The organism is Halomonas sp. DP8Y7-3, from assembly GCF_019801675.1.
Classification (GTDB): Bacteria; Pseudomonadota; Gammaproteobacteria; order Pseudomonadales; family Halomonadaceae; genus Halomonas; species Halomonas litopenaei_A.
Genome location: NZ_JAHVIO010000003.1, coordinates 463802 through 489990 on the forward strand (window position 1 = coordinate 463802; position 26189 = coordinate 489990).

General features: G+C 62.7%; 22 protein-coding genes. 11 read left to right on the plus strand and 11 right to left on the minus strand.

The window, feature by feature from the left end; all coding sequences use genetic code 11:
• Positions 1-117: 117 nt before the first annotated feature.
• Both KUV86_RS04340 and KUV86_RS04345 read right to left on the minus strand, forming a co-directional pair.
• Positions 118-3420: an AAA family ATPase gene (locus tag KUV86_RS04340; protein ID WP_222483749.1), complete on the minus strand. Its 3303-nt coding sequence runs from the start codon at positions 3418-3420 to the stop codon at positions 118-120.
• Positions 3417-4697, minus strand: coding sequence for an exonuclease SbcCD subunit D C-terminal domain-containing protein (locus KUV86_RS04345; RefSeq protein WP_222483750.1), 1281 nt, complete (start codon positions 4695-4697; stop codon positions 3417-3419). The genes KUV86_RS04340 and KUV86_RS04345 overlap by 4 nt, the downstream gene beginning before the upstream one ends.
• Positions 4698-4822: 125 nt before the next feature.
• Between KUV86_RS04345 and nfi the strand changes: the two genes are divergently transcribed.
• Both nfi and KUV86_RS04355 read left to right on the plus strand, forming a co-directional pair.
• A complete protein-coding gene (gene nfi / locus KUV86_RS04350; protein ID WP_206942869.1) occupies positions 4823-5503 on the plus strand; it encodes a deoxyribonuclease V in 681 nt (226 codons plus the stop codon).
• A 34-nt stretch (positions 5504-5537) separates the two neighbouring features.
• The gene (locus KUV86_RS04355; protein ID WP_222161971.1) at positions 5538-6098 is read left to right on the plus strand and encodes a DUF1415 domain-containing protein; all 561 of its coding nucleotides are present in this window, start codon (positions 5538-5540) and stop codon (positions 6096-6098) included.
• Positions 6099-6256: 158 nt separating this feature from the next.
• Here the strand turns inward: KUV86_RS04355 and KUV86_RS04360 are convergent, their stop codons facing one another.
• Positions 6257-7129, minus strand: coding sequence for an aldo/keto reductase (locus KUV86_RS04360; protein ID WP_222483751.1), 873 nt, complete (start codon positions 7127-7129; stop codon positions 6257-6259).
• Between the two features lie 282 nt (positions 7130-7411).
• Here KUV86_RS04360 and KUV86_RS04365 point away from each other — a divergent pair, with 282 nt between their 5' ends.
• Positions 7412-7840, plus strand: a complete 429-nt coding sequence (locus KUV86_RS04365) for an OsmC family protein (RefSeq protein ID WP_222161973.1) — start codon at positions 7412-7414, stop codon at positions 7838-7840.
• Positions 7841-8003: 163 nt separating this feature from the next.
• Here the strand turns inward: KUV86_RS04365 and KUV86_RS04370 are convergent, their stop codons facing one another.
• Both KUV86_RS04370 and KUV86_RS04375 read right to left on the minus strand, forming a co-directional pair.
• A complete protein-coding gene (locus KUV86_RS04370; RefSeq protein WP_206942862.1) occupies positions 8004-8747 on the minus strand; it encodes a gamma-glutamyl-gamma-aminobutyrate hydrolase family protein in 744 nt (247 codons plus the stop codon).
• Positions 8740-9729 (minus strand): amidoligase family protein, encoded by a 990-nt coding sequence (locus KUV86_RS04375; RefSeq protein WP_206942860.1) that lies wholly within the window; start codon positions 9727-9729, stop codon positions 8740-8742. Before KUV86_RS04375 ends, KUV86_RS04370 begins: the two co-directional genes overlap by 8 nt.
• A gap of 105 nt (positions 9730-9834) precedes the next feature.
• Between KUV86_RS04375 and KUV86_RS04380 the strand changes: the two genes are divergently transcribed.
• Positions 9835-12201, plus strand: a complete 2367-nt coding sequence (locus tag KUV86_RS04380; RefSeq protein WP_206942858.1) for a mechanosensitive ion channel family protein — start codon at positions 9835-9837, stop codon at positions 12199-12201.
• A gap of 367 nt (positions 12202-12568) precedes the next feature.
• A complete protein-coding gene (locus KUV86_RS04385; protein ID WP_222161975.1) occupies positions 12569-12844 on the plus strand; it encodes a glutaredoxin family protein in 276 nt (91 codons plus the stop codon).
• Positions 12845-13164: 320 nt separating this feature from the next.
• On the opposite strand, the gene cdd is transcribed toward KUV86_RS04385, so the two are convergent.
• The 6 genes from cdd to KUV86_RS04415 all read right to left on the minus strand — a co-directional run bounded on the left by cdd (position 13165) and on the right by KUV86_RS04415 (position 19142).
• Positions 13165-13605 (minus strand): cytidine deaminase, encoded by a 441-nt coding sequence (gene cdd, locus KUV86_RS04390; RefSeq protein ID WP_222483753.1) that lies wholly within the window; start codon positions 13603-13605, stop codon positions 13165-13167.
• Complete coding sequence (deoD, locus tag KUV86_RS04395) at positions 13602-14345, minus strand: purine-nucleoside phosphorylase (RefSeq protein ID WP_206942852.1); 744 nt, start codon at positions 14343-14345, stop codon at positions 13602-13604. The genes cdd and deoD overlap by 4 nt, the downstream gene beginning before the upstream one ends.
• A 95-nt stretch (positions 14346-14440) precedes the next feature.
• On the minus strand, positions 14441-15673 hold the full coding sequence (locus KUV86_RS04400; protein WP_222483754.1) for a phosphopentomutase: 1233 nt from the start codon (positions 15671-15673) through the stop codon (positions 14441-14443).
• The gene (gene deoA, locus KUV86_RS04405; RefSeq protein ID WP_222483755.1) at positions 15670-17010 is read right to left on the minus strand and encodes a thymidine phosphorylase; all 1341 of its coding nucleotides are present in this window, start codon (positions 17008-17010) and stop codon (positions 15670-15672) included. The genes KUV86_RS04400 and deoA overlap by 4 nt, the downstream gene beginning before the upstream one ends.
• The gene (gene deoC, locus KUV86_RS04410; protein ID WP_206942846.1) at positions 17010-17798 is read right to left on the minus strand and encodes a deoxyribose-phosphate aldolase; all 789 of its coding nucleotides are present in this window, start codon (positions 17796-17798) and stop codon (positions 17010-17012) included. Before deoC ends, deoA begins: the two co-directional genes overlap by 1 nt.
• A gap of 78 nt (positions 17799-17876) precedes the next feature.
• Entirely contained in the window at positions 17877-19142 is a 1266-nt protein-coding gene (locus KUV86_RS04415) for a NupC/NupG family nucleoside CNT transporter (protein ID WP_206942844.1), read from the minus strand.
• 443 nt (positions 19143-19585) lie between these two features.
• On the opposite strand from KUV86_RS04415, the gene KUV86_RS04420 reads away from it, so the two are divergent.
• From KUV86_RS04420 to cyoE, 6 genes are all read left to right on the plus strand, one after another.
• Positions 19586-20353, plus strand: a complete 768-nt coding sequence (locus KUV86_RS04420; protein ID WP_206942842.1) for a DeoR/GlpR family DNA-binding transcription regulator — start codon at positions 19586-19588, stop codon at positions 20351-20353.
• A 944-nt stretch (positions 20354-21297) separates the two neighbouring features.
• Positions 21298-22287, plus strand: coding sequence for a ubiquinol oxidase subunit II (gene cyoA, locus KUV86_RS04425; protein WP_206942840.1), 990 nt, complete (start codon positions 21298-21300; stop codon positions 22285-22287).
• Between the two features lie 3 nt (positions 22288-22290).
• The gene (gene cyoB, locus KUV86_RS04430) at positions 22291-24273 is read left to right on the plus strand and encodes a cytochrome o ubiquinol oxidase subunit I (protein ID WP_206942838.1); all 1983 of its coding nucleotides are present in this window, start codon (positions 22291-22293) and stop codon (positions 24271-24273) included.
• Between the two features lie 2 nt (positions 24274-24275).
• Positions 24276-24905 carry a cytochrome o ubiquinol oxidase subunit III gene (gene cyoC, locus KUV86_RS04435; RefSeq protein WP_206942836.1) on the plus strand — a complete coding sequence of 210 codons (630 nt, stop codon included), beginning with the start codon at positions 24276-24278 and terminating at the stop codon, positions 24903-24905.
• Between the two features lies 1 nt (position 24906).
• Positions 24907-25233, plus strand: a complete 327-nt coding sequence (gene cyoD / locus KUV86_RS04440; RefSeq protein WP_206942834.1) for a cytochrome o ubiquinol oxidase subunit IV — start codon at positions 24907-24909, stop codon at positions 25231-25233.
• Positions 25191-26150 (plus strand): heme o synthase, encoded by a 960-nt coding sequence (gene cyoE / locus KUV86_RS04445; RefSeq protein ID WP_206942833.1) that lies wholly within the window; start codon positions 25191-25193, stop codon positions 26148-26150. The genes cyoD and cyoE overlap by 43 nt, the downstream gene beginning before the upstream one ends.
• Positions 26151-26189: the final 39 nt, after the last annotated feature.

Sequence of the window (26189 nt, forward strand, 5' to 3'; positions counted from 1 at the left end):
GGGGCTCCAGGGGCGGGTGTGGTGAAGGCGCCAATGTATCATGGGCGGTGTGCTGGCCCCAGCATGCGGACGCCTTCCTGTCGTGGTGGATGTCTCGGCTCCCGGCAGCATAGGGAGCTAGTCGGTGAGCACAACGCGACTTTCCCCATTGCCGCCAGGCATCACCTGGATCTGCACGGGAATGCGTTCATGCATCTCCTGGACGTGGGAGATGACACCCACTCGACGGCCCTGAGCCTGCAGCCCGTCGAGGGCGTCCATGGCCAGGGCCAGGGACTGCGGGTCGAGGCTGCCGAAGCCTTCATCGATGAACAGTGACTCGATGGCAAGCTCCCCCGAGGCCAGGGAAGCCAGCCCAAGAGCCATGGCCAGCGAGACCAGGAAGGTTTCCCCACCGGACAGCGAGTGCACCGAGCGTCGCTCGTCCGCCACGTCGCGATCGATGACCAGCAGCCCCAGCGGGCTGCCTCCTCGCACCAGTCGGTAGCGACGGCTGAGGCCGGCCAGGTGTGCGTTGGCCTCGTCGATCAGACGCTCCAGGTTCCAGGCCTGGGCGATGCGGCGAAAGGTCTTGCCGTCGGCGGCGCCGATCAGCTCGCTGATCCGGCCCCAGCGGTGGAGTTCGGTGCGGGCGGCCTCGAGCGCTTCCAGTCCATCGCGCTGACGCTGGCGGCGGCGATCATCGTCATGCAGGCGGTGCAGGGCGGCGTCCCGGGTCTGCTGGGCGTTGGCGACTCGCGGCTGGCATTCGTGTTGACGGGACGCCAGATCCTCGCGGCGTTGCGCCAGGCGGTGCTCGGTGTCGGTGTCGAGCAGGGTGTCCGGATCCTGGTCAGGCAGATGACGCTGGCGCCAGCCGCGCCAAGCTCGGCGTCGCTCCTCAAGGCTGGTGCGGGCGGTCTGCAGCGCATCGCGCGCGCTGTCGATCCGGCGGCGCAGCCCTTCGATGTCGGCGTCGCTGCGCTCGAGGAGTTGCGCCAGCCGCTCGTCGTTCAGCTCCGGCTGCTGGCTACGCCAGCTGGCGAGGTGCTGATCCAGTGCCGCCTTGTCATCCTCGAGCTGGCGAAGGGTGTGGCGCTGATGGGTGAGCTGCTGATTGAGGCTGATGACCTTGCGTTGCCGCTCCTCCACCGCCTGGCGAGCCTGCTCGTAGTGTTCGCGGCTTCGCTGGACGTGTGCCTCGAGGCGTTGCTGCCAGGCGTCGACGCTGGTGTCATCGCCCAATAGGGTCGACAGCTCCGCCTGATGGCGCTCAACCGCCTGACTCAGTGTTGGGCGACGTTCATCGAGTCGCTGGATCTCTTCGGCAACGTCGGCCATCCGCGCTGCCACTGTCCTGAGGTCGGTTTCTGTTCTGGCGATGGTCTCCGCCAGGGGGGCCAGCGTGCGCTCGGCCTGTTCAACAGCCGCAAGACGTGTCTTGGCTGCTTGATGACGCTGCTGCTGGCGCTGGGTTTGCTGCGTCAGCCAGTCCTCCACGTCCTTGGCGGAGTGCTGCAGTGCGTGCAGGCTCGCGTCGAACAGCGGGTGGGCCTCAAGCTGGGTCGATGCCTGGTCGCCATGCGGGGCCAGCTCCGCCAGTTGGGTCTCCAGTTGTGACACCCGCTCGTCGAGGGTCCGGTAGCTTCCGAGCAGCGTATCGCGTCGCTGGCGACAGTCGCTCAGCTGCACTTCCGATGCCGCCAGCTGGCGATTCTCCTCGGCGATGGTGGCTTCGAGCTGGGCGCCCTCGGCACTGGCCGGGGGGGAGTCACGCCATGGATGTTGAAGACTGCCACAGACCGGGCAGGGATGATCCGGCGCCAGGGTGGCGCGCAGTGCATCCACTCTGTCGCTGCGTACGGCACGCAGCCTTTCGATGCTGCGGCTGAGCGACTCGTGAGCCTGGGTGGCGGCATCCAGGTCTTGCCGTGCGGCCTTGCCCTCTTCCAGCAATTGGTCGCGCTGTCGTCTGGCCTGCTCATGTTCGGCAGTCACTTGGCGCTGCTGATCATCGAGTTGCTTGGCCCTTTGCCAGCGTTGGCGCAGCTCTCCGAGATCCAGCAGGCGTTGCCCCGCATCCTCAAGGCTCTGCTGGGCCTCGGTTCTGGCGTCGGCCACCCGTTGGTCGGGGCCCAGGTAGTGCGCCAGGGTTTCGGTGGCGCTGTCCCGTTGCTGGCGCTGCTGCTGCAGCGCGCTGTCGGCTGCCTCACGTTGCTGACGAAGCTCGGCGTGCTGTTGACGACGACGCCTCAGCTCCTGCTCGAGGGCCTCATGCTCTCGCTGGTGGCCGTGAAGTTCGCTGGCAATCTGGTGCGCCTGCTGGATGCGAGGACGCGCTGCGTCGCGCTCCCGTTCGGCAGTGGACAGCGAAGTCTGGGCGGCCGTCTGCTGTTGTTCGTGCTGCTGCTGATCGTCGAGGGTGGTCGCCAGGCTGTGCTCGAGCTGTTCGAGGGTGTGGCGGGCATCGGGCAGCTGCCGAGCCAGCTGGTGTTGACGCTGGAACTGGCTGCGCTGCGGGGCCAGACGCTCGAGCCACTCAAGCTCGCGGCGCTGTGCATCCAGCTCAGCCCAGGACTGCTCTGCCTGGTCCAGGGCCTGGCGGGCTTCAGCGTGGCGTTCTCGATACTGGACGTCTTCGGTCAACCAGCTGGCTTCCTGCTCGAGCTGGCGCAGTGCCTGCAGCTGCTCGGCGAGCGCGGCTTCGGCCGAGCTCAACTCGGCCTCCATGGCCTGGCGCTGATCGCTGTCGCTGGGAGTGTCCTCATCCAGCAGCGCTTGCTGCCGCGCCACGGCGTCCCGCGCTTCCTTGGCACGCTGGTAGGCCGCCATCGAGATCAGCGAGTATTCAGCGGTGTCGGTCAGCTTTTCCAGCAGGTCCGAGCGGGCGTTGTCATCGGCCTTGAGGAAGGCCGCAAACTCGCTCTGGGCCAGCAGCACCGCACGAGTGAACTGATCAAAGTTCAGCCCGAGCCGGTCTGGCAGCAACTCTGCAAACTCGCGCTTCTGGGCGGTCAAAAGACGCTCGTCCTCCAGGTCCTGCAGCGACTGCTCGACGGCCTGGAGCTTGCCGGTGGCCTTGTCCCGGGCGCGGCGGACGGCCCAGCGAGCCCGGTAGCGGCGACCGTCGCGGCCAATGAAATCGACTTCGGCGTAGCCGCTGGCGGCACCGCGGCGCAGCAGGCTGCGAGGGTCCGAGGTCAGAATGCGTGAGCCGTCCTGGTCATCCAGGTGGGAGTCTCGGCTCGGCGCACCGCGCAGGCGTGGCGTATTGCCGAACAAGGCCAGGCACAGTGCATCCAGCAGGGTGCTCTTGCCGGAGCCGGTCGGGCCGGTGATGGCGAACAGGCCGGCCTCGGCCAGCGGGGGCTGGCTGAAATCCAGCTCTAGCGGGCCCGGCAGTGAGGCCAGCTGGGCGAGTCGCAGGGCAAGAATCTTCACGTTGATGCTCCTTGGCGGCTGGCGCTTTCGGACGCATCGTCATCCTGAACCTGCTGACATAGTCCGTCGAAGTCCGCCAGGACGTCCTGCTCCGGCTCTTCTCCCCAGGCCTCGCGCCAGGTGCGCGTGAACAGCTCCCGCGGCCCGATGTCCTCCAGTCGCTCGCCGCGTTGGGGGGCTTGCTCGGCGCTGCTGGGCAGCTCGCGCTTGAGACGCAGCAGGCGCACGGCCTTGGTCGCCAGTGCCTGCTCGACGCGCGAGCGTAGCTCCGGCATTGGCGCCTCGAGACGCACATTGATCTCCAGCCAGTCCCAGCGCTCGGTGGGACCGGACCCTTGGCGCTCGGGCAGATCGTCGATGGCCTGCAACAGCTCATCCAGGGACGCCGGTCCAAGGCGTCGCATGGTCACGGCGCGTGGCACGGCCAGGGGCTCGACCTTGGCAAGCGTGCCGTTGTCCAGGCTCAGCAAGAGCACCTGATGGGGGTAGTCGACCTCACTGAAGTCCAGTGGCAGCGGGCTGCCGCTGTAGCGTATGCGCTCCTCGCCCACACGCTGGGCGCGGTGAAGATGGCCCAGGGCAACGTAGTCGATATCATCGGGAAACAGCGATGCAGACAAGGACTCCTCTCCGCCGATCACGATAGGCCTCTCGCTGGCCTCCGAGACGGCGGCGCCGCGCAGGTGGGCGTGACTCATGGCGATCAGCGCCTGACCGTCGGTGCGCTTGTGGCGGGCCGCCTCGATCAGCTCTCGGTGAACCCGCTCGACGCTGCTGACGTAGTCATCGTGGCGATCGCTGTGGTGGTCGCTGGTGCGTCGGCGACCGGTGATTTCCGCCGGCCTGAGGAAGGGCAGGGCGAGGCACCAGGCGCCCACCTCACCACGGGCATCGGTCAACGGCACCAGCAAGCGCTCGCTATCAATGTGGCCGTCGTCGATGAACTCGACCCGTCCCAGCGCGTAGGTCCGCAGGTGGCGCATCAACGGCGCTGGCAGCTCGATACGGCTACCGCTGTCATGATTGCCGGCGATCAGCACCAGGGTGAGCGCTGGGCAACGCTGATGAAGTTCGACGATGAAGTCGTACAGCATCTCCTGGGCACGCAATGAGGGGTTGACGACATCGAAGACATCGCCGGCCACCAGCAGGGCATCGGCAGCGTGATCCTCGGCGACCTGAATCAGCCAGTCGAGGAACGCCTTGTGTTCTTCATGGCGCTCCTGGCCGTGGAAGCTCTGGCCTAGATGCCAGTCCGCAGTGTGGATGATGCGCATCCGTCCTCCCTGATGGATCGTTGGGCCGACCAGTCCCGCGGCTTGTCGTTGCCCGTGGCGGAGGCATAGTCTACCGCGAGCAGATGGCGACATCAGCCACCCATGGTCATCGACAAGGAGGCGCTATGACCAAGCTGCATTGCGCGCCCCGCCCGGCGCTGCACGACTGGGCACTGGCACCGAGGGAAGCCATCGCGCTGCAACGTTCGTTGGCCCAGCGGCTCGAGCGTGAGGACCGGATCGCTGACGTCGAGCATATTGCCGGCGTCGACATTGGCTTCGAGGAGGGGCAAACGACGACCCGCGCCGCGGTGGTCGTGCTGGCCTGGCCATCGCTTGAGGTGGTCGAGCAGGTCGTCGCCAGGGAGCCGACGCGCATGCCTTACATTCCGGGGCTGTTGTCCTTCCGCGAGATTCCGGCAGCGCTGGCGGCCTTCGACAAGGTACAGCATCGTGTCGACCTGGTGATGGTGGATGGACACGGTATCGCCCATCCGAGGCGCTTGGGCGTTGCCGCTCACCTCGGTCTGTGGCTGGACCTGCCGACACTGGGGGTGGCGAAGAAGCGCCTGACAGGACGTCATGGTGATGTGCCCGAGGCTCGAGGTGGGTCCTGTGACCTGCTTGACGGGGACGAGCGCATCGGTGTCGTGCTACGCTCTCGCGCCGGCGTCAAGCCGGTGTTCGTATCCCCTGGGCATCGGCTGACGGTAGATACCGCCGCTGCCTGGGCGGTGGCCTGCCTTGGCCGCTACAAGCTTCCTGAGCCGACCCGGCTAGCCGACAGGCTAGCGTCAAGGCGCTGAACCGGCCTTGCTACTGAACCTGCGAGAACCGCCCATGTCCGACACTGCTCTGTCACCAAGCCTTGCCGCTACCGCGACCTGGGTCGAGGAATTCGTGGTCCGACTGAACGTCTGCCCGTTCGCCGGTCGCGAGCTCGCGCGGGACACCATTCGCTATGTCGAGGTGGACGGGCGCGCCCTCGAGCCGGCGCTGATGGCCCTGATGGACGCCTGCCACCAGCTGGAGGTGGCGCCTGAGGTGGAGACCAGCCTGCTGGTGTTCAGCCACGGGCTTGCCGACTTCGATGACTACCTGGACGCCCTGGCGATGGCCGAGGCGCTGCTGGTCGATCAGGGCTACGAAGGGGTCTTCCAGCTGGCGAGCTTTCACCCGGACTACGTGTTCGACGGGGTCGAGGACGATGACCCGGCCAACTTCACCAATCGCTCGCCGTGGCCGGTGTGGCACCTGCTGCGAGAAGAGGGGCTGGAGCGGGCGCTGGCCCACTATCCCGACCCCGAGGCGATTCCTGAGCGCAATATCGAAAAGCTCAGGGAGATCGGCAGCGCGGCGCTGGCGCGTCAGCTTGAGGAGCTGCGCCAGCGCTTCTGCTGAGCCATATACATTAGGAAAGTGCTGAGTAAATGTAGCGAGCGATGGCAGGTCGGCTACTGCCGGAACGGAGAGACCGGAGTTTACGTGTGGGTAAATGAGGATCTTGAGTACCGCCAGCAAGCCGAAATGTCGAGCGCAGCCATTTATGAAGTGCTTTCCTAGACGATATCCAGGGGTACGCGTGTGCTCGGCGCCGGATACAGCTCGTCCAGGCGCGCAAGCGTCGCCTCATCCAGCGTTACCTCCAGTGCCTTCGCATTGTCATCGACGTGGTCAGGAGTGGCGGCCTTGGGAATGGCGATGACGTCGCGACTGCCGTCGATGGGGCGAATGGCCCAGGCCAGCAGCAACTGAGCGGGACTCAGTTGATGCTCTGCCGCCAGGGCCTGGAGCTCGGGGTCCCGCAGTGGATCTGGCCCGACGCCACCGGCCTGCGCCAGAGGACAGTAGGCCATCAGCGGGATGCGATGCTGTCGCTGCCATGGCCGCAAGGCCACCTCGATGCCGCGGGAAGCCAGGTGGTAGAGCACCTGATTGACCGCGCAATGGCTGCTGCCGGGGACGCTCGACAGCGCCTGCATGTCCTCCACATCAAAGTTCGAGACGCCAAAGTGGCGGATCTTGCCGGCGTTTGTCAGGCGCTCGAAGGCCTCCAGGGTCTCTTCCAGTGGAACGTTGCCGGGCCAGTGCAGCAGGTACAGGTCCAGGTAGTCCGTGTTCAAGCGCTTGAGGCTTGCTTCGCAGGCAGCGATGGCGCCGCTGCTGCTGGCATTCCATGGATACACCTTGGACACCACATAGGCCTGGTCGCGCCGCCCTGCCAGGGCCTCGCCCACGACGCTTTCGGCCTCACCGTCGGCATACATCTCGGCGGTGTCAATCAGTCTCAGACCGCGTTCGAGCCCTCGCTGCAGGGCGGCGATTTCACGTGATCGCGGTGCGCGCCCTTCACCCATGAACCAGGTTCCTTGGCCAATGGCTGGGAGGGTGTCGGGAGTGCTGATGCCGAGGGAAACCGTTGCGAGACTCATGTGAATGCTGACTCCTGATGGTCGGTGTGGAAGCTCAATATGAATATGGTAGCGGGATCTGCAACAGGCAACGCAAGAGGGGGGCACAAGGCTGGACACTGCTTGATGGAAGATGCACTGTGGTGACATCAGTCTTGGTGGCGTGCCACGAAGACTGCCCGCTGACGCCGCCGCTGGTTCACATTGTTGCCAAGGGGTGTTCAGCGTGCGCCAAAGGGAAAGGCGCAGAGGTGATCGTCGAACTCGATCGAAGTCTCAGTCTGTCAATGGAAAGGAGTCGATATGAGCATTACCAATACCGCATCAGCGCAGTGGAAAGGCAATCTCAAGCAAGGCAAGGGCGTAGTATCGACCAACAGCGATGCGCTCAACGACGTGCCTTATGACTTCAAGCAGCGTTTTGAAGGTCAGGCCGGTACCAATCCAGAGGAATTGATCGGTGCCGCCCATGCCAGCTGCTACTCCATGGCCCTGTCGATGATTCTGGAGGGGTCCAGCCTGGAAGCTGACAGCATTGACACCAACGCTGATGTCACCCTGGAAGAAGTGGACGGCGGTTTTGCAGTGACCAAGGTGCATCTGACCGTGCGTGCCAGCATTCCTGGTGCCGAGGAAAGCGTGTTCAATGAGGCCGCCGAGAAAGCCAAGGCGGGCTGCCCGATCTCGAAGCTGCTGAACGCCGAGATCAGCCTCGATGCCAAACTGGTGTGATCGTCAGGGAGCGTCATCGCCTGGGCGATGACGCTCCCTTCCGGCTAGCTGGATAGAGCTTGCCGCATCAGTAAAAGCCTGCCGCTGGCAGGCTTTTTTGTGCACTGGTGTTGCCTCTAGTGTGACGTTCATGACGCAGGCCATGGCCAGACGCCATGAGTGACTACAGCGGATGTTCGGCCGCTGCCGCGCGTTGACCGGCATTCCGACTGGCCTTGGCGGGCGGGCGACGTTCGCAATGAGGCTTGCATGAGGCTTTCACCAAGGCCTTGATCAGCCGCTGCTGGGGGCGGTTGAACACCAGAAACTCTGGGTGCCATTGCACCCCGAGCAGGAAGTCATGGTCCCGCGATTCGATTCCCTGGACCAGGCCATCCCGGTCCCTGGCGACGATGTCGATGCCGCGCCCTGCCTGCTCGACGGCCTGGTGATGAAGGCTGTTGATGCGGCACCAGCTGACCCTCAGCAATTGGTGCAGGCGACTGCCCTCGACGATGTCCACGGTCTTGCGCGGCAGCACGGTGCGACGGCGCTTCAACCCTTCGTGGGTGGTGTAGATATCGCTGTCCAGGGTCCCGCCGAGGTGAACGTTGATCAACTGGGAGCCACGACAGATGCCCAGTACTGGCGTGTTCCGCGGAATTTCCCGGGCCAGCAGTTCCAGTTCGAGCTCGTCTCGCTGGGGATCGACGCGCACGTCGAGCTGCATCTCTCCTCCGTAGAGGTGTGCCTGGATGTCATCACCACCGCCCACGATCAGTCCATCCAGATGCTCTGGCCTGGGCCGTGACGGAGACAGTCGCAGTGGCCGGCCGCCATGCCGCCAGACCGCGAACCAGTCAAACCACCAGGCCAGCAGGCTCTTGTGGTCGGAGGTGGATATGCCGATCAGTGGACGTTCAGCCATCCTTGGCATCTCCTGTCAGCGTGTTCTTTACCTTTTGCCATAACGAGCGGTCGAGGTGACGGGCCCGGTACTCCGCCATACGCTCACTCAAGGTATCTGGTGCGCAGGCGAGACGTTCGACTTCCAGCCATCGATTCCACTCGGTGACGGCTCCCCAGTCTGGCTCGGAGAGTTGTGCGTTGGGCAGGCGGTAGTGAAAGGTCGGGCGCGGCTGGACGAGCTCCTTGCGAAACAGCTCGTGGGGGTGTTCTGGCCGCAGGTGCGCAAACAGCGGCAGCATGTCCAGATCACGATTGCGGGTCGGGTTGTCGGCCAGGTAGTCATCGATCAAGGTGTCGATGTCGGGAGCGTAGTCCGGGTCGAACAGTTTGAGGCAGTAGCGCTTGTGAAAGGGATTGGCGTGGGGCAACACCTCGCGGGTGATGTCGACCCGAATCTGTTCCCTGAGCCAGTTGGCCGAGAGCAGATAGGCACGCAGATAGCGCAGGATATCTGCCGCCTCGAGACTCGGCAGTTCAGGGTTGAGGTGCAGTCCGAAGCCGTAGAGCAAGCTGGCCTCGGTGCCCTTTGCGCCATGTTGACGCAGGGCGTCGAACAGGGCGTCGAGGGTGTCCAGCTCGTCCCATGGCACCGGGGGGCAGACGATTTCCGTCGGCACCACACCGGTCACCATATCGCCCAGCAGCTCCCGCGACCGGCGATCGATATCACGGCGCATGCGCTCCCAGTCATCCTGCTGGGCGGACTCCTGGGCGGCGTCAGGATGCACGTAGTGTGAATCAAGCTCGATCTTGAAGTCGCCCCAGCGGGTGTCGCAGACCTTCATGCGATGTGCACTCTGGACGTCGATGCGTCCTTCGAACAGCGACTGGACCAGCTTTGTCGTGGCCATGGCGTCCAGGCCAGCGAATTCGATTTCGACCCCCACCTTGCGGGTTGCTCCGTCCGAGGTGGTGGGCTCGGGTGGCGCTTGGGCTTTCATGTCGGCATCCTATTGAGGCATCAACGGTGCATTTCTTCGCAGACTACCACAGGCGGTCAAGGTTCATCCGCGAAGGCATCGATTCGTACGTGGCGAGGAGCACGAATGGTTCGGTTCAGGCAAAAGAGGTGGTACGTGTTTCAAGGGGTTAGCTTCCTCGCGCTTCTATTACTCTGTTTTGTGCCTATTCAGGCGTCGGCGCAAGGTGTCGGACTGACGGCCTTGGCCGGCAATAGCGGTAATGGTGGTGCCGCCCAGGAAGCCTCTCCCGAGGAGCTGCAGCGCTCTCTCGATACCTTGATCCAGACGCTGGAGAGCGATCAGAGCCGCCAGCAGCTGGTCGACAGCCTGCGCTCCTTGCGGCAGGCAGGTCAGGCAGAGGTAGAGGCGCAGGGCAACTCGCAGGGGCTGTTGGGAGCGCTGGCCGATACCTTCAATGAGCTGGGGGAAGAGGCCGAAAGCGCCAGGTCGCCCATGGTCCAGTGGCGCGCCAAGTTCTTCGAGGGCTGGCAGGATATCGACGGCCTGGTCAGTGGCACCGAGCACAGTGACCTGGCGCGCTTTGCGGTCGAGTTCAGTGTGTTGATGGCCACCTGGGGGGGCATCGTCATCATCCTGGTGGCGTTGGGTCGGTTGGTCGGTCGTCGTCGCGGGTGGCCCATGGACCTCCCACGAGACCCCAAGGCGTGGCTGCTGGCAGCGCACTTTCTGCGACGCATGTTGCCCTGGGCGCTGGGGTTCCTGTCGATTCTGGGGGTGCTGCAGCTCGTCCCGGAAAGTGCGGCAGCCACGGGCGTATCGGTGGTGGCCTATGCGGCCCTGTGTGGGCGCATTCTATCGGTGGTGGTAGAAATTGTGGTGTCGGTGTTTACCAGCGGCCATCGCTATCCTGCGGTGCGCCTGCTGCAGCAGCACGCGCTGCGTCCGCTGTTTGTGATTGGCGCCCTGATCGCCCTGGGTGATGCCTTCAAGTCTGAACGCCTGGTGGAGTTGCTGGGCTTCGATCTGGCATCGTTGGCCTCGGTGCTGGCCAACATTCTGGCCACCGCATTGACCTTCCGCTTCATCGTGCGTTTCAAGCGCCCGATCAAGCACCTTATTCGCAACCGCAGTTACAGCATTCGCAAGGACTGCAACAGCCACACCGAGGTGACGCGGGTCATCGGTCGACTGTGGCATATCCCGGCCTTGCTGCTTGTCGGCGCGTCGCTGGTAGCGATTTTCGTGACCGTGGGAGACGTGGGAACGGCGCTGGCGCGATCGATCATCAACGCCGCCTTGCTGGTACTGACGCTGGTGGTGACGGCGCTGCTGCGACGGCAGAACGAACGACACGACCACTCCCGCGGACGCCACCGCCACCACAGTGAGTACCGGCGCCGGCTGGAACGTTTTGCCTATACCCTGGGACACGTGTTGGCCTGGCTGGTGTTTGCCGAGCTGTCGCTGCAGGTCTGGGGCGGCTCCCTGGTGGGCATCGGTCGCGAGGGGGTGGCCAGCGTGCGCATCGGTCAGGCCATCCTGGCGATTGCCTTCACCGTATTGCTGGCCTGGCTGGCGTGGATATTCGCCGATACTGCGATTCAGCGGTCGCTGATGTCATCGGCACGGTCGCGAGGACGTCGGGTCAACCAGGCGAGGGCTCAGACCATTACGCCGATGATTCGCAATGTCGTCTTCGCGACGATCGTGGTAATTGCCTCCATCGTTGGACTGGCCAACCTGGGGGTCAACGTCACACCGCTGCTGGCGGGTGCCGGGGTCATCGGCCTGGCGCTGGGTTTTGGTGCCCAGACCCTGGTCCAGGATCTGATTACCGGCATCTTCATTCTGGTGGAGGACTCCCTGGCGGTAGACGACTTTGTTCGCATCAATGGTCATATGGGCACGGTGGAGGGGCTGACCCTGCGCACCGTTCGTCTGCGCGATCTAGACGGTATTGTTCATATCCTCACCTTCTCGAAGATCGAGTCGATCCATAACATGTCACGCCAGTTTGGCGTGGCGTTGATGAAGATCCGCATTCCCTTCGACATGAAGATCGACGATGCCACTACCATGATGCAGGAAACGGCGCGGGACCTGCGTCAGGATCCGATCATGCGTCACCACATCTGGTCACCTCTGGAAATGCAGGGTATCGACCGCTTTGAGGATGGCTGTGCGATCCTGCGGATGCGTTTTCGGACCTCCCCGGAGATGCAGTGGGATGTGGCGCGTGCTTTCAACATGCTGCTGAAGCGTCGCATGGAGCAGGTAGGCATCGAGCTTGGTGCGCCACGCATCAGCGTCAGCATGGAAGGTCGCGGGGGCGGTCGTCTGGATGGTTCTACCCGAGAGGGCGAGGCGGACTATCAAGGCGCTACCTCAGGCACCCAGAGTGATGCCAGCGGTCGACGTCCGGGCCAAGCCGGAGTGGCCGATCCGCAGCATCAGACCAGTGCCACGGGAGCGTCGCCGGACCCCGCGTAAGACCTGGGCTAGACGACAAGGGGGGCGAAGGGCAATAGCCCTCGCCCCTTTTTGGTGTGTTGCACTCGACATGGCTGTGTTCACTTCTTGGGAAGCACTGCATGAATGCCTGCGCCGACGACTCGCTGGGTTTCCCAGTGTGCCGGGGCGTGCATCCCCATCCAGGGGCGTAAAGTGGCTGTCAGGATGCGTCAGTCGGTGACACTAAGGTAACAAGTCGGGCGGCGGCAAGGTCCAGCAACAGGGACGCGGCGTCGCCTGCACCACTTGATACTGATGGCTTCCTGACCGGTTGACGAGACGTCGCCACACGGGGAGGTCGTCCGGTGATAACAGTGTGCCTAGCGCACCACCAGAGGGATAAGACATGACGATTGCCAAGGATCTCGCGCTCTACCACTTTGCCCATTGCCCGTTTTGCGCCTTTGTACGGCGTGAACTCGACAAGCTTGGCGTCCAGGTTGATATCCGAGATGCGGGGGCGGATCCCGCTCATCGCAAGGCGCTGAAGGAAGGCGGCGGCAAGGTTCAGGTGCCGTGCCTGCTGATCACCGGTGATGATGGCAGCGAAACCTGGCTTTACGAGTCCATGGACATCGTGGCGTATCTGAAAAAGCGCTTCGGCAAGGAGAAGGTGGCGTAATTTAGGTGTGGTTTAGGTGTGGTTTAGGTGTGGTGTAGGTGTGGCTCAGGCGTAGCGTGGGTGGCGTGCAGGTCGACCGCCCAGTGCGCCCCTGGAAACTACGATGGTGTTACCGGATTGGGCAGAAAACTGCATTGCAGGAGAGATGAAGCTCAAGACAGGTGAAGTTCAAGAGACGTGAAGTGCAAGAGAGGTGAAGCTACTGCATCAAGCCTGACGTGACTTTCAGCAAGCTAGTGATTGGGGCCACCTGGAGTGGCCCTTTTTTTGGTCTGGATATCCGTTCGAGTGGCTGATGCAGAGCCCAATGGCGGCGGTTGTCAGCTCCCGTAAGCGGAGCCCTTGCCGAGATTTTCCGGGCCGAAGGAGTCGGGCAGCAGCTCATCCATGGTATAGCGCTTGAGCAGCTGACCATCGGCATCCACCACGCGAATGACAGTCTGGGGAGAAGCAAATTCCCGCAGCCGCTGGCGGCAGTCGCCGCAGGGCGTACACAGGTGTGACCCAGGTCCAATGACATAGACCTCTTGCAGCCGGGTTTCGCCTGCGGAAATCATGGCGGCAATAGCGGATGCTTCGGCGCAGAGTCCCTTGTAGTGGGCCACTTCGACGTTGGCGCCGACATAGCGGTTGCCGGCTTGAGTGATCAGCAGGGCACCCACCGGATGGTCGGAATACGGGACGTAGGCGCGTCCCCGCACTTCGATAAGTGCCGCGACAATGTCGGTGGGGACGGCGGCTTCTGGGGCGTGATCCGTCATGAGTGTGTCTCCTGAGGGGCGTGGCGGCGATCGTCCTCGAGCACGGCGTCCAGGGCAATGCGCATCATGTCATCGAAGCTGGTGGCCCGCTCGTCGCTGGACAGGCTGTCACCATTGACGATGTGATCGGAAACGGTGCAGATCGTCATGGCTCGGGCGCCGAATTCGGCGGCGACGCCGTAAAGACCGGCGGCTTCCATCTCGACACCGACGATGCCGAAGTTACGCAGGCAGTCGATCAGCGCCGGATCGGGGTGGTAGAACAGATCCGCTGAAAAGATGTTACCGACCTTCACTGGTACCCCGTGACGTGCGGCCGTGTCGACCGCAGCACGAGTCAGCTCGAAGTCCGCAATGGCGGCAAAGTCCAGCCCGCGAAAGCGCGAGCGGTTGACGCCGGAGTCGGTACTGCCGCCCAGGCCAATGATCAGGTCCCTGACCTTGACGTCATCGCGAACGGCTCCGCAGGAGCCGACCCTGATCAGGCGTTTGGCACCGAACTCGGTGATCAGCTCCTTGGCATAGATCGATACCGACGGGATGCCCATGCCGTGGCCCATGACAGAGATGTCGCGGCCCTGGTAGCGTCCGGTGTAGCCGTACATGTTGCGCACATCGTTGACCAGGCGGATGTCTTCCAGATAGGTCTCGGCGATGTAGCGTGCGCGCAGCGGGTCGCCAGGCATCAATACGGTGTCGGCGAAATCACCGGGTTCGGCCTTGATATGGGGAGTAGCCATCAGGATTCCTTGTACTGTCGAAGCGGCGTCGCCAGCGGGATGACGCCCGCTGGTGCGGAGTCGAGCTGGCGGCGCGGATCAGCTGGACCGCGGCGCTAGCGGTTTGGCAAAAAGCTGTCACCGTCGTCCATGGGAGCCAGACCAAAATGGTCGGCCAGGCTTTGACCAATGTCGGCAAAGCTGTGACGACGACCCAGCGAACCCGACCTCAGGCCCGCGCCGCGGCTCAGCACCGGGATGTACTCGCGAGTGTGATCCGTGCCATGCCAGCTCGGGTCGCAGCCATGGTCGGCAGTGATCACCAGCAGGTCATCCTCCGTCAGTCGGGAGAGCAGCTCCGGCAACTGACGGTCGAAGGCTTCCAGGGCAGCAGCATAGCCGGATACGTCGCGGCGGTGGCCATAGACCATGTCGAAGTCGACGAAGTTGGTCATGATCAGCCGTCGATCGTCGGCGCTGGTGGGCTCATCCATGGCCGCCAGGGTGGCGGCCATCAAGGCGTCATGTCCCGAGGCCTTGACCAGACGGCTGATGCCACAGTGGGCGTAGATGTCGGCGATCTTGCCGATGGCGACGACCTCCCCGCCGCTGTCGTGCAGCTTTGACAACACGGTGGGAGAGGGGGGCTCGACGCTGTAGTCGCGGCGATTGCCGGTGCGCTGGAAACTGGCTGCATCCTGGCCGACGAAAGGCCGCGCGATCACCCGGCCGATGTTGTACGGCTCGAGGAGACGCCTCGCCGTTTCACACAGCTCAAGCAAGCGCTCCAGGCCAAAGTGATGCTCGTGGGCGGCAATCTGAAACACGCTGTCGGCGGAGGTGTAGACGATGGGTTTGCCGCTCTCGCAGTGTTGCTCCCCCAGCCGGGCAATGATCTCGGTGCCTGACGCGTGACAGTTGCCGAGTATACCGGGAAGGCCGGCCTCGCTGATCAAGGCGTCAAGCAAGTCCTCGGGGAAGCTGTTGCTGTGGTCGGGAAAGTAACCCCAGTCGAAGCGCACCGGTACTCCCGCAATTTCCCAGTGGCCGGAGGGAGTGTCCTTGCCGGAGGAGACCTCTGCGGCGTGGGCGTAGGCACCATCGACGTCTCCCAACGTGATCCCCTCGGCAACCTCGCCGGTGGCTTCCTGATGCGCATGGAACAGCCCCAGACGAGCCAGGTGGGGAAGCATGAGCGGGCCAGTGCGCCCCCTGTCGTCGGCCTCGCCTCTGGCGCAAGCCCTGGCGATGTGGCCCAGGGTGTCGGCGCCTGCGTCGCCAAAACGATCGGCGTCGGGCGCCGCACCGATACCGAAGGAATCCATTACCAGCACGATAGCGCGTGTCATCGGATGTCTCCTGCCAGGGAAGGGTCGGGCAAGGTGTCATGGACCAGTGGCAACGCGGGGGCCTGGTCGGCGACGGTGAAGGCGTCACGCAGCTGCGCGGCCACCCGCTGTGCATCATCATCACTGGCGGCGTGGATTCTGGCCACCGGGCGATGATGATCGACGGCCTGGCCGATGCCGGCGATCTGGTCAATACCGACGCGATGGTCGATGGCATCGCCTGCTCGGCGACGGCCACCCCCCAGCGCAACGACGGCCATGCCAATCGCCTTGACGTCCTGGGCGCTGACCACGCCCGGTTGCTGGGCAAAGACGTCACGCACCACGGGGGCACCAACAAGATGCGCTGGCGCCTGCGAGAGCAGGTCTGATGGGCCGCCGAGGCCCGCCACCATGCGCTCGAAGCGCTCAGCCACCTGACCGTTGGCCAGACAGGCATCCAAGCGTGCCGCGGCGGTTTCCCGGTCCTTGGCGATGCCGCCCACCAACAGGGTTTCTACCGCCAGCCTGCGCGTCAGCTGAAGCAGGCGCGAGTCGCGACGTTCGCCACGCAGGATCGCCAGGCATTCGTGCACTTCGATGGCGTTGCCTGCGCTCTCGGCGAGGGTCTGATTCATGTCGGTCAGCAGCGCGGTGGTCGGCGTCCCTGCCTGGCGAGCGACGTCCGCGATGGTACTGGCGAGTTGCCGGGTGTGTGCATCGCTCTCCAGAAAGGCCCCGTTGCCGATCTTGACGTCCATGACCAGGCCGTCAAGGTTCTCGGCGAGCTTCTTGCCGAGGATCGAGGCGACGATCAGCGGCAGCGAAGAGACGGTGGCGGTCACGTCGCGCACGGCATACAGGCGCTTGTCGGCCGGCGCCAGGTCTCCGCTCTGGCCGACGATGACGACCCCAACGTCCTTCAGCAGGCGCTCGAAGGTCGCTCGCTCAGGCGTGACGTTATAGCCGCCAATGGCCTCCAGCTTGTCCAGGGTGCCGCCGGTGTGGCCCAGACCTCGGCCGGAGATCATCGGCACGTGGGCGCCACAGGCGGCCAGCCAGGGCCCGAGAATCAGCGACACGGGATCCCCGACGCCGCCAGTGGAGTGCTTGTCGAGTACCGGGCCCGGAAGGTCCAGGCTGCGGTAATCGAGACGACTCCCCGAGTCACGGGTCGCTTCGGTGAGGGCAACGGTTTCGTCCAGTGACATGCCGTTGAGGTAGGTCGCCATGGCGAAGGCGCCAATCTGCTCGTTGCCGGCGCTGTCGTCAGCGATCGCCATCACGAAGTGCCGGATCGCCTCCCGCGACAGAGTCTGTCCATCTCGCTTGGCCGCGATGATGTCTTGTAGCAGCATCAGTAGCCCCCAGCCTGGCCTCCGTCATCGACGCCAACCCCGGCGGTCATCATCAGGTTGTCGAGCAGGCCTGATGCGCCGAAGCGGAAGGTCTGCGGGGTCGCCCAACCCGGGCCCATGATGTCCGCGGCGAGGTCCAGGTAGACGGCGGCGTCTTCTACGGTGCGTACACCGCCAGCGGCCTTGAAGCCTACCGGGCGGTCGGCGCTACGGATCGCTTCAAGCATGACCTTGGCAGCTTCAGGCGTAGCGTTCACGGTGACCTTGCCCGTCGATGTCTTGAGGAAGTCGGCTCCGCCGGCGATGGCCTGCTCGCTGGCTCGGCGAATCAGGGCCGGGTCCTTCAGTTCACCGGTCTCGAGGATGACCTTGAGGGTGCGGTCACTGGCGGCCGCCTTGCACATTTCCACCAGTTCCTGGCCGATCGCGTCGTCGCCGGCCAACAGCGCGCGGTAGGGAAAGACCACGTCCACTTCGTCAGCGCCTGAGGCGACGGCTTCGCGTGTGGCGCGTGCAGCCGCCATGATGTCGTCACCGCCATGAGGAAAGTTGGTCACGGTAGCAATCTTGACCTGCCCGCTGAGGTTGTGGGCAGTCAGGGCGCGGCGTGCCGGCACCACGAACTGGGGGTAGACGCAGACCGCTGCCACATTGCCCAGTGGCGTCTTGGCACGCTGGCACAGGGCTTCGACGACGGCATCGGTATCGTCATCATTCAGGCTGGTCAGGTCCATCAGGGAAAGGGCTTGACGGGCAACAAGATGGGGATTGAAGGTCGGGGTGGACATGAAAACGTGCTCCTGAAGCCACCAGGACCGCCATCGCGGCGGTCGGGGCATGAATGAAGGGAGAGGATCCGTCAGGCGTCAGGCGCCCAACGTCATGAAGAAGCCGGCGATGCAGGCCGACATCAGGTTGGAGAGGGTGCCGGCGAGGACGGCCTTCAGGCCCAGGCGGGCGATATCGTGCCGCCGACTGGGCGCGATGCTGCCCAGGCCCCCTAGCAGAATGGCGATGGAGGACAGGTTGGCGAAACCGCACAACGCGAAGGACAGTACCGCCGCCGTGTGGGCACTCATGGCCTCGCCGGTGGCAGCGACCATTTGCTCGCCGTCGATGTATGGCGCGAGGTTGATGAAGGCAACGAACTCGTTGACCACCAGCTTCTGGCCGATGAAGGAGCCTGCCAGCGTCGCTTCCTCCCAGGGAATTCCCAGCAGGAAGGCCAGCGGAGAGAACAGCCAGCCAAGGATCATCTCGAGGCTCAGACTGCTCATCCCGAACCAGCCACCGACACCACCCAGGATGCCGTTGAGCAGGGCAATCAAGCCGATGAAGGCCAGCAGCATGGCCCCCACGTTGGCGGCCAGCTGCAAGCCGGACGAGGCACCACCGGCAGCAGCGTCAAGCACGTTGGCGGGCTTGTCGTCTTCTTCGATGACGTCGGACACGCTGTCCGCCTTGTCCGCATTGGGATCTGTCTCGGGCATGATCAGCTTGGCAAACAGCAGGCCGCCTGGGGCGGCCATGAAGGAGGCGGCCACCAGGTATTCCATTGGAATGCCAAGCGCGGCATAGCCGGCGAGCACGGAGCCCGCGACCGAGGCCAGTCCACCGCACATGACGGCAAACAGCTGAGACGTTGTCATGTGGGCAATGAAGGGGCGGACCACCAGCGGCGCTTCCGTCTGGCCGACAAAGATATTGGCGGTAGCGGACAGCGACTCAGTGCGTGAGGTGCCCAAGAGCTTCTGCAGCGCACCGCCCAGTAGCCGGACGACCCACTGCATGATGCCGAGATAGTAGAGAACCGCGGTCAATGACGAGAAGAAGATGATGACCGGCAGCACCTTGACCGCGAACACGAAGCCCACGCTGTCCACGTTGGCGAGCCCGCCGAACAGGAAGGCGATGCCGTCATTGGCGTACAACACCACCTGGCTAACGGCGTCGGATACCGTCTTCAGCACCTTCTGACCCACAGGGACATACAGCACGAAGGCACCGAGGCCTGCCTGGATAAGGAAAGCGCCACCGACGGTTCTCAGCCGGATGGCACGACGGTTGTGGGAGAACGCAATGGCGATGGCAATCAGCGTGACCATGCCGACCAGGCTCATGAGCAATGTCATAGGTGTTTACGCCTTGGAAAATGTGACTTGGACAGCGCGATGGAAAGGAGCGGTCGTTGTCCTAACTCTCGAGCCTTCCATAGAGAGTAGATCATCGCACCGGCCGTCACGGGCGTGGGTTTGCCGCTGAGACAGATGCAGGTCATGAGTACCCTGAAGGGCCCTGGCATGCCATTGCCATGGCGGCGAAGAAATGACCTGGGTCACCGCTTGCCGCACCTGAGTCCAGAAGTTCGCGATGCATGATGATGGATTGGCCAGGCGCCGCTGCAGCGATCTGGCTGTCAATGGGATCATGTTAACATTTAATGTGAGAAAATTAACATTTGTGCAGTGGCGTTTTCTTCAACGCCGATCGCTGGCTGAACCCTGTAGTTCAGTGCATGCTTATTGAAAAACCATAACAGAAGGGCACGATGACGGTCCGCGCGGGGGCAAACGTAATGAATCAACGAAGTGTGCAACGGCAGGAGCGCTTGCTGCAGGCGCTGGCTGGCGGTGGAAGCCTTCGCTTGGCCGATGCGGCCATGCTGTGTGGCGTTTCGGAAATGACGTTGCGTCGAGACGTCTCCTCCAAGGGCAGCCCCTTGATGTTGATGGGCGGGCATCTGGTGCGTCGTGACGATCCGCACTTCTCTCCCGTATACGACCTGGAGACCCAGCGGGATCGCGGTGTCGATATCAAGACCCGGCTGTGCCAGCGTGCCAGCAGCTACGTCCAGGATGGCGATACCCTGTTTATTGACTGTGGCACCACCTTGGTACCTATGGTGGCCGAGCTGGGGCAACGCCGCCATCTGACCGTGGTCACCTATGCCTTGAACGTGGCCAACGCGGTCAGCCACCTCGACAGCGTCAGGCTGATTCTGCTGGGAGGGCTCTATCAGGGCGTCTCGCAATCCTTCGATGGTGAGGATGTGGCCCGCCAGATACGCAGCCTAGGCATCAATCGCGCCTTTCTGTCGGCCGCCGGCGTGCACCTCGAGCGGGGGCTCAGCTGCTTTCACTTTCATGAAATCATTCCCAAGCAGGCGGCCATCGAGACGGCGGCCCAGCGCATTCTAGTGTTCGATGACAGCAAGTGGGGCGTTCTGCGCCCGGCTTTCTTCGGGACGTTGTCCGATGCCGATATCATCGTCACCCACGGGGAAGCTGCTGCCGCAGCGTCGGCATCCCCGGAGATCGCGGCGCGAGTCGACAGCCCGCGCTGATCCTCCATGCTCCACCACGCAGCGTCGACGGCTTTGTCAGCCAACGGCACCCGCTGCCGCCAGTCTTGGGACTGGTAGTTGCCGGCTTAGTGTGCCGCAGGTGGCACTCGGCAAGTACCCAGTACCCAGTACCCAGTACCCAGTACCCAGTACCCAGTACCCAGTACCCAGTACCCAGTACCCAGTACCCAGTACCCAGTACCCAGTACCCAGTACCCAGTACGAGTGCGACTACGAGTGCGAGTGCGAGTGCGAGTGCGAGTGCAAGAGTGAGGGTAAGGGTAGGGGGAAAGGTAGGGTTAAAGGCAGAGGTAAGAGTCAGGGCCAAAGGGCATCGGACAGCGGGTCCCGTCAGATGGCCTCCCTGATGACAGCTGTCCGCCGTGGTGGAACCATTAACGCCTTTCCGCTGTCACTTGCACGGCACCTTGCGGTCACGCGCGTTGGTCTTCGTGGCAGCCTTTCTCTCTCGCCCTCGCTGGCCTTGGCTCTCGGCTTCTCACTCGCCTTCTCTCTCGCCTGCTTGCGCGCGTTTTCCCTCGCCTTCCTACGCGGGCACCTTGAGGCCTGTGACGTGAGGTCGCATCCTCTGTGATCTTCGTCAAAGCTATGGCCCGAAGGCCGTGGCCTCGAGACATGACCCTGAACTGCATCAAGGAAAGGTGCGACACCCTGCGGCAAATCGTCGCTTCTCAAGTCGGGCTCTGCTGTCGACAATACGCACCGGTCGCGTTCCATCTCCTTTTTTGTCCTCGTAACGATCTCGTGTCGTGGTACTCGGATGAGTGGGGAGCGCGAGTTTCTGCGGGTTTCGATTGCGGATCGGCACATTTCATGCAGCTTTTGTGAAAGATGCATGCAATGTCTCTCCTCGTCGGGCCTGCATGTCCTGCGAGCCTGGGCTCGCTACCTATGGTCTTCCGCCGCCCTGACGAGGTTGCTACATGAGAAGAAAGTCGTACCTGCGCGTGCTCGGCCTAGTGCTGTTGCTGGCGCTGCCCCTGCTGTTGGCGGGCTGTGAGTCGGCGCTGCTCGACCCGAAAGGGGAGATCGGCCGTGAACAGCGTACCTTGATCCTCACCGCCTTCGGTCTGATGCAGATCGTGGTGATTCCGGTCATCGTACTCACTCTTTGGTTTGCCTGGCGTTACCGCCGTGGCAACACCGATGCCACCTATTCACCGGACTGGGCTCATTCCACCAAGATTGAGGCCATCGTCTGGTTTATTCCCTGCGTCATCATCGTCTTCCTGGCGCTGCTGACCTGGTACACCTCCCATAGCCTCGACCCGCACAAGACCCTTGAGGCCAAGGAAGGTCAGAATGAACCCATGGAAATCCAGGCAGTATCGCTGGACTGGAAATGGCTGTTCATCTATCCGGAGCAGGGCATTGCCACGGTCAATGAGCTGGCCTTCCCCGAAGATACCCCCGTGCGCTTCCGGGTGACGTCGGGTTCGGTGATGAATGCCTTCTTCATTCCGCGCCTGGGCAGTCAGATCTATGCCATGGCGGGTATGGATAACGATGTCCACCTGATCGCCGAAGAGCAGGGCGTCTACCCCGGCCGCTCCACCAACTACAGTGGTGCAGGTTTCTCCGGGATGACCTTCGATGCCCACGTGGGCTCTGAAGCAGACTTCGAGGAGTGGGTCGAGAAGGTACGTTCATCCTCTCAGACGCTGACCTTCCCAGAGGAATACTACGACCTGGCCACGCCCAGCGAGGACAACGAGGTCGAGTACTTCTCCGAGATCACCCCGGCGCTCTACGAGCGCATCATCAAGAGCTTCCTGGCGGGCGGCAAGCACGCCGAGTTCGTCGAGACCTACGGCGGCGTTGTTCATGGTCATGGCGCAGGTGGTCACGGCGATGAGGACGAGTCCCATGGCGAGTCGCATGGTGAGTCCAGCAGCGCGGAGGCAGCGGAGTAAATCATGTTTGGAAAACTGACGTTAGATTCGATTCCGATCCAGGAACCCATCATCATGGTGGTGGCGATCGGTATTGCTCTGGGCGGCATTGCCGTCGTGGGCGGTCTGACCTACTTCAAGAAGTGGGGCTATCTGTGGCGCGAATGGATCACCTCCGTCGACCACAAGAAACTGGGCATCATGTATTTCCTGGTGGCCCTGGTGATGCTGATTCGCGGCTTCGCCGACGCCATCATGATGCGGACCCAGCTGGCCATGGCATCTGCCGGGGCCGAGGGGTATCTACCGCCTGACCACTATGATCAGATCTTCACCGCGCATGGTGTGATCATGATCTTCTTCGTCGCCATGCCCATGGTCATCGGCCTGATGAACCTGGTGGTGCCGCTGCAGATCGGTGCTCGCGACGTGGCCTTCCCGTTCCTGAACAACCTCAGCTTCTGGCTGTTCGTTGCCGGCGTCATTCTGGTCAACGTATCGCTGGTGGTGGGTGAGTTTGCCGCGACCGGGTGGTTGGCCTACGCGCCATTATCGGGGATAGAGTACAGTCCAAGCGTCGGCGTGGATTACTGGATATGGGCATTGCAGATATCCGGGATCGGCACGACCCTGACGGGCATCAACTTCTTCGTCACCATCCTGAAGATGCGTACCAAGGGCATGACCCTGTTCCGTATGCCCATCTTCACCTGGACGTCGCTGTGCGCCAACGTGCTGATCATCGCGTCTTTCCCGATTCTGACCGCCACCATCGCGATGCTGACGCTGGATCGTTACCTGGGGACGCACTTCTTCACGAACGACTTTGGCGGCAACATGATGATGTACGTCAACCTCATCTGGGCCTGGGGCCATCCTGAGGTGTACATCCTTATCCTGCCGGCCTTCGGTGTGTTCTCCGAGGTGATCGCGACCTTTGCGCGCAAGCGTCTGTTTGGATACGGCACCATGGTGTGGGCAACCATCGCCATCACCTTCCTGTCGTTCATCGTTTGGCTGCACCACTTCTTCACCATGGGAGCAGGGGCCAACGTCAACGCCTTCTTTGGCATCATGACGATGATCATCGCCATCCCCACAGGGGTGAAGGTGTTCAACTGGCTGTTCACCATGTACCGCGGTCGCCTGGAGTTCACCTCCCCGGTGCTGTGGACCATCGGCTTCATCATCACCTTTACCCTGGGTGGCATGACCGGTGTGATGCTGTCGGTGCCTGCGGCCAACTTTGTGCTGCACAACAGCCTTTTCGTTATCGCGCACTTCCACAACGTCATCATCGGTGGCGTGGTGTTCGGTATGCTGGCGGGTCTGACCTACTGGTTCCCGAAGGCCTTCGGCTTCATGCTCGACGAGAAGTGGGGCAAGCGCTCCTTCTGGTTCTGGATTACCGGCTTCTATGTCGCCTTCATGCCGCTGTACGTGCTGAGCTTCTTCGGCGCCGTGCGTCGCATGCAGTCCTATGACAATGGTGCCTGGCAGCCCTGGATGATCATCGCCTGGGTCGGCGCCGTGCTGATCCTGTGTGGCATTGCCTGCACCGTGATCCAGTTCTACGTCAGCATCCGTGATCGCAAGAAGAACCAGGACGTCACCGGGGATCCTTGGGACGCGCGTACCCTGGAGTGGGCAACTTCCTCTCCGGCGCCGTTCTACAACTTCGCGCATCTGCCGGAGATCAAGGACATCGATGACTTCTGGAACCAGAAGCAGGCCAACGGTGGCAAGGCTGGCGTGTCCAAAGGGCCGTACAAGGACATTCACATGCCCAAGTACACCTGGGAAGGTCCGGTGATCGGTCTGATTTCCGCGGTCTTCGGCTTCGCTCTGGTGTGGCATATCTGGTGGCTGGCCATCGTGGCCGCACTGGGCATGTTCGCTACCTTCATCGCGCGTGTCTTCAACACTGACGTCGACTATTACGTGCCCGCTGCGGAAGTCGAGCGTATTGAGCGCGAACACCAGAACCGTGTGGAGATGCAGGCATAACCATGGCTACCGATACACTCAATCAGCAAGGTCATGCCTCCGGGCATGACCATGATCACGACCACGATCATCACGATGCCGCGGGCACCAAGGTCTTCGGTTTCTGGGTCTACCTGATGAGCGACCTGGTGATCTTCGGATCACTGTTCGCCACTTATGCCGTGCTCCTTCGGGGCACGGCGGATGGTCCGACGCCGGGCGAGATCTTCGAACTCCCGTTCATTCTGGTCGAAACCTTCCTGCTGCTGTTCTCGAGCTTCACGTACGGCATGGCCGTACTGGCCATGAACGCCAACCAGACCCAGAAAGTGCTGAAGTGGCTGGGGATCACCTTCCTGCTGGGCGCGGCCTTCGTAGGCATGGAGATCTACGAGTTCGCTCACCTGATCCATATCGGCTACGGTCCTGATCGGTCGGGCTTCCTGTCCGCCTTCTTCACCCTGGTCGGTACCCACGGTCTGCACGTGACCTTTGGTCTGATCTGGATTCTGGTGATGCTGATTCAGGTGAAGCAGCGCGGTCTCGACGATATGGTGCGCCCGCGCATCATGTGCTTGAGCCTGTTCTGGCACTTCCTGGATATCGTCTGGATCTGCGTCTTCTCCTTCGTCTACCTGATGGGAGTCCTGTGATATGAGCGGACACGCCAACGACCATCACAGCCATGGCAGCGTCAAGTCCTATGTGATTGGCCTGATCCTGTCCATCGTGCTGACTATCATCCCCTTCGGGGCGGTGATGACCGGTGCTTTCGACACCGGGGCGACCCTGATCCTGATCGTCGGTACCGCGGTGGCTCAGGTGCTGGTGCAGCTCGTGCTGTTCATGCACATGAACACCAAGGCCGATGAAGGCTGGAACTTCATGTCCTTCGTCTTCACCGTGGCGATCCTGGTTCTGGTCATCGGAGGTTCCCTATGGATCATGTACCACCTGCATCACAACATGATGATCGGCTGACGCCGACACCCATGATGTTCAGGGACACTCTTAAGGACTACCTCACGATCACCAAGCCGGGCATTATCGGCGGCAACGTGATCTCGGTACTGGGCGGCTACTTCCTGGCCGCCCAGGGCCAGTTCGATGTGGTGGTGTTTCTGTCAGCGTTGCTGGGCCTGGCCCTGGTCATTGCCTCGGGCTGTGCCTACAACAACGTTATCGACAAGGACATCGACGCCTTGATGGAGCGCACCCGCACCCGACCCCTGGTTCAGGGGCGGGTGAGCGAGGCGGCCACGCTGCGTTTTGCCACCTTGCTGGGTCTGGCCGGGTTCGGCCTGCTGGCGTTGGGGACCAATGCGCTGACGGTCGGTCTTGCCGCTTTCGGCTTCGTTATCTATGTAGGAGCGTACAGCCTCTACATGAAGCGTAATTCGGAATTCGGCACCCTGGTCGGCAGCCTGTCCGGGGCCGTACCACCGGTCGTGGGCTACTGCGCGGTGACCGGTAGCTTCGATACCGGCGCCCTGACGCTGCTGGTGATCTTCAGCCTGTGGCAGATGCCGCATTCCTATGCGATTGCGATCTTCCGCATGGAAGACTACAAGGCGGCCAATATTCCGGTACTGCCGGTAGTTCGCGGTATCGGCACAGCCAAGCACCACATTCTTGGCTATATCCTGGCGTTCATCGGCGCGGCGCTGTCGTTGAGTCTTGCCGGCTATGCCGGGCCTGGCTACTTCATCGTGGCACTGGTGCTGGGGGTCTATTGGCTGTATATCGCGGCCAAGGGCTACCGCACGGACGACAACGTGCGCTGGGCCAGGCAGGTGTTCGGCATCTCGATCCTGACCATCACGGCGCTGAGTCTGATGATGTCACTGGACGCCACGCTGATGCCCAGCACGCCCATGTGGACCTCGCTGGCTGGCTAGAGCGATCCTCTGAGCCAAGGGCTGACACCGGTCCTTATG

What these genes read in the sequence shown, in the direction of transcription:
- cyoA (WP_206942840.1), top strand. Translation starts at nt 21,298, where the DNA reads ATGAGAAGAAAGTCGTACCTGCGCGTGCTCGGCCTAGTGCTGTTGCTG.
- KUV86_RS04385 (WP_222161975.1), top strand. Translation starts at nt 12,569, where the DNA reads ATGACGATTGCCAAGGATCTCGCGCTCTACCACTTTGCCCATTGCCCG.
- KUV86_RS04420 (WP_206942842.1), top strand. Translation starts at nt 19,586, where the DNA reads ATGAATCAACGAAGTGTGCAACGGCAGGAGCGCTTGCTGCAGGCGCTG.
- KUV86_RS04365 (WP_222161973.1), top strand. Translation starts at nt 7,412, where the DNA reads ATGAGCATTACCAATACCGCATCAGCGCAGTGGAAAGGCAATCTCAAG.
- KUV86_RS04400 (WP_222483754.1), bottom strand. Translation starts at nt 15,673, where the DNA reads ATGACACGCGCTATCGTGCTGGTAATGGATTCCTTCGGTATCGGTGCG.
- cyoB (WP_206942838.1), top strand. Translation starts at nt 22,291, where the DNA reads ATGTTTGGAAAACTGACGTTAGATTCGATTCCGATCCAGGAACCCATC.
- cdd (WP_222483753.1), bottom strand. Translation starts at nt 13,605, where the DNA reads ATGACGGATCACGCCCCAGAAGCCGCCGTCCCCACCGACATTGTCGCG.
- nfi (WP_206942869.1), top strand. Translation starts at nt 4,823, where the DNA reads ATGACCAAGCTGCATTGCGCGCCCCGCCCGGCGCTGCACGACTGGGCA.
- cyoC (WP_206942836.1), top strand. Translation starts at nt 24,276, where the DNA reads ATGGCTACCGATACACTCAATCAGCAAGGTCATGCCTCCGGGCATGAC.
- cyoD (WP_206942834.1), top strand. Translation starts at nt 24,907, where the DNA reads ATGAGCGGACACGCCAACGACCATCACAGCCATGGCAGCGTCAAGTCC.
- cyoE (WP_206942833.1), top strand. Translation starts at nt 25,191, where the DNA reads ATGGATCATGTACCACCTGCATCACAACATGATGATCGGCTGACGCCG.
- KUV86_RS04345 (WP_222483750.1), bottom strand. Translation starts at nt 4,697, where the DNA reads ATGCGCATCATCCACACTGCGGACTGGCATCTAGGCCAGAGCTTCCAC.
- KUV86_RS04355 (WP_222161971.1), top strand. Translation starts at nt 5,538, where the DNA reads ATGTCCGACACTGCTCTGTCACCAAGCCTTGCCGCTACCGCGACCTGG.
- KUV86_RS04375 (WP_206942860.1), bottom strand. Translation starts at nt 9,729, where the DNA reads ATGAAAGCCCAAGCGCCACCCGAGCCCACCACCTCGGACGGAGCAACC.
- KUV86_RS04370 (WP_206942862.1), bottom strand. Translation starts at nt 8,747, where the DNA reads ATGGCTGAACGTCCACTGATCGGCATATCCACCTCCGACCACAAGAGC.
- deoA (WP_222483755.1), bottom strand. Translation starts at nt 17,010, where the DNA reads ATGCTGCTACAAGACATCATCGCGGCCAAGCGAGATGGACAGACTCTG.
- KUV86_RS04380 (WP_206942858.1), top strand. Translation starts at nt 9,835, where the DNA reads ATGGTTCGGTTCAGGCAAAAGAGGTGGTACGTGTTTCAAGGGGTTAGC.
- KUV86_RS04360 (WP_222483751.1), bottom strand. Translation starts at nt 7,129, where the DNA reads ATGAGTCTCGCAACGGTTTCCCTCGGCATCAGCACTCCCGACACCCTC.
- deoD (WP_206942852.1), bottom strand. Translation starts at nt 14,345, where the DNA reads ATGGCTACTCCCCATATCAAGGCCGAACCCGGTGATTTCGCCGACACC.
- deoC (WP_206942846.1), bottom strand. Translation starts at nt 17,798, where the DNA reads ATGTCCACCCCGACCTTCAATCCCCATCTTGTTGCCCGTCAAGCCCTT.
- KUV86_RS04415 (WP_206942844.1), bottom strand. Translation starts at nt 19,142, where the DNA reads ATGACATTGCTCATGAGCCTGGTCGGCATGGTCACGCTGATTGCCATC.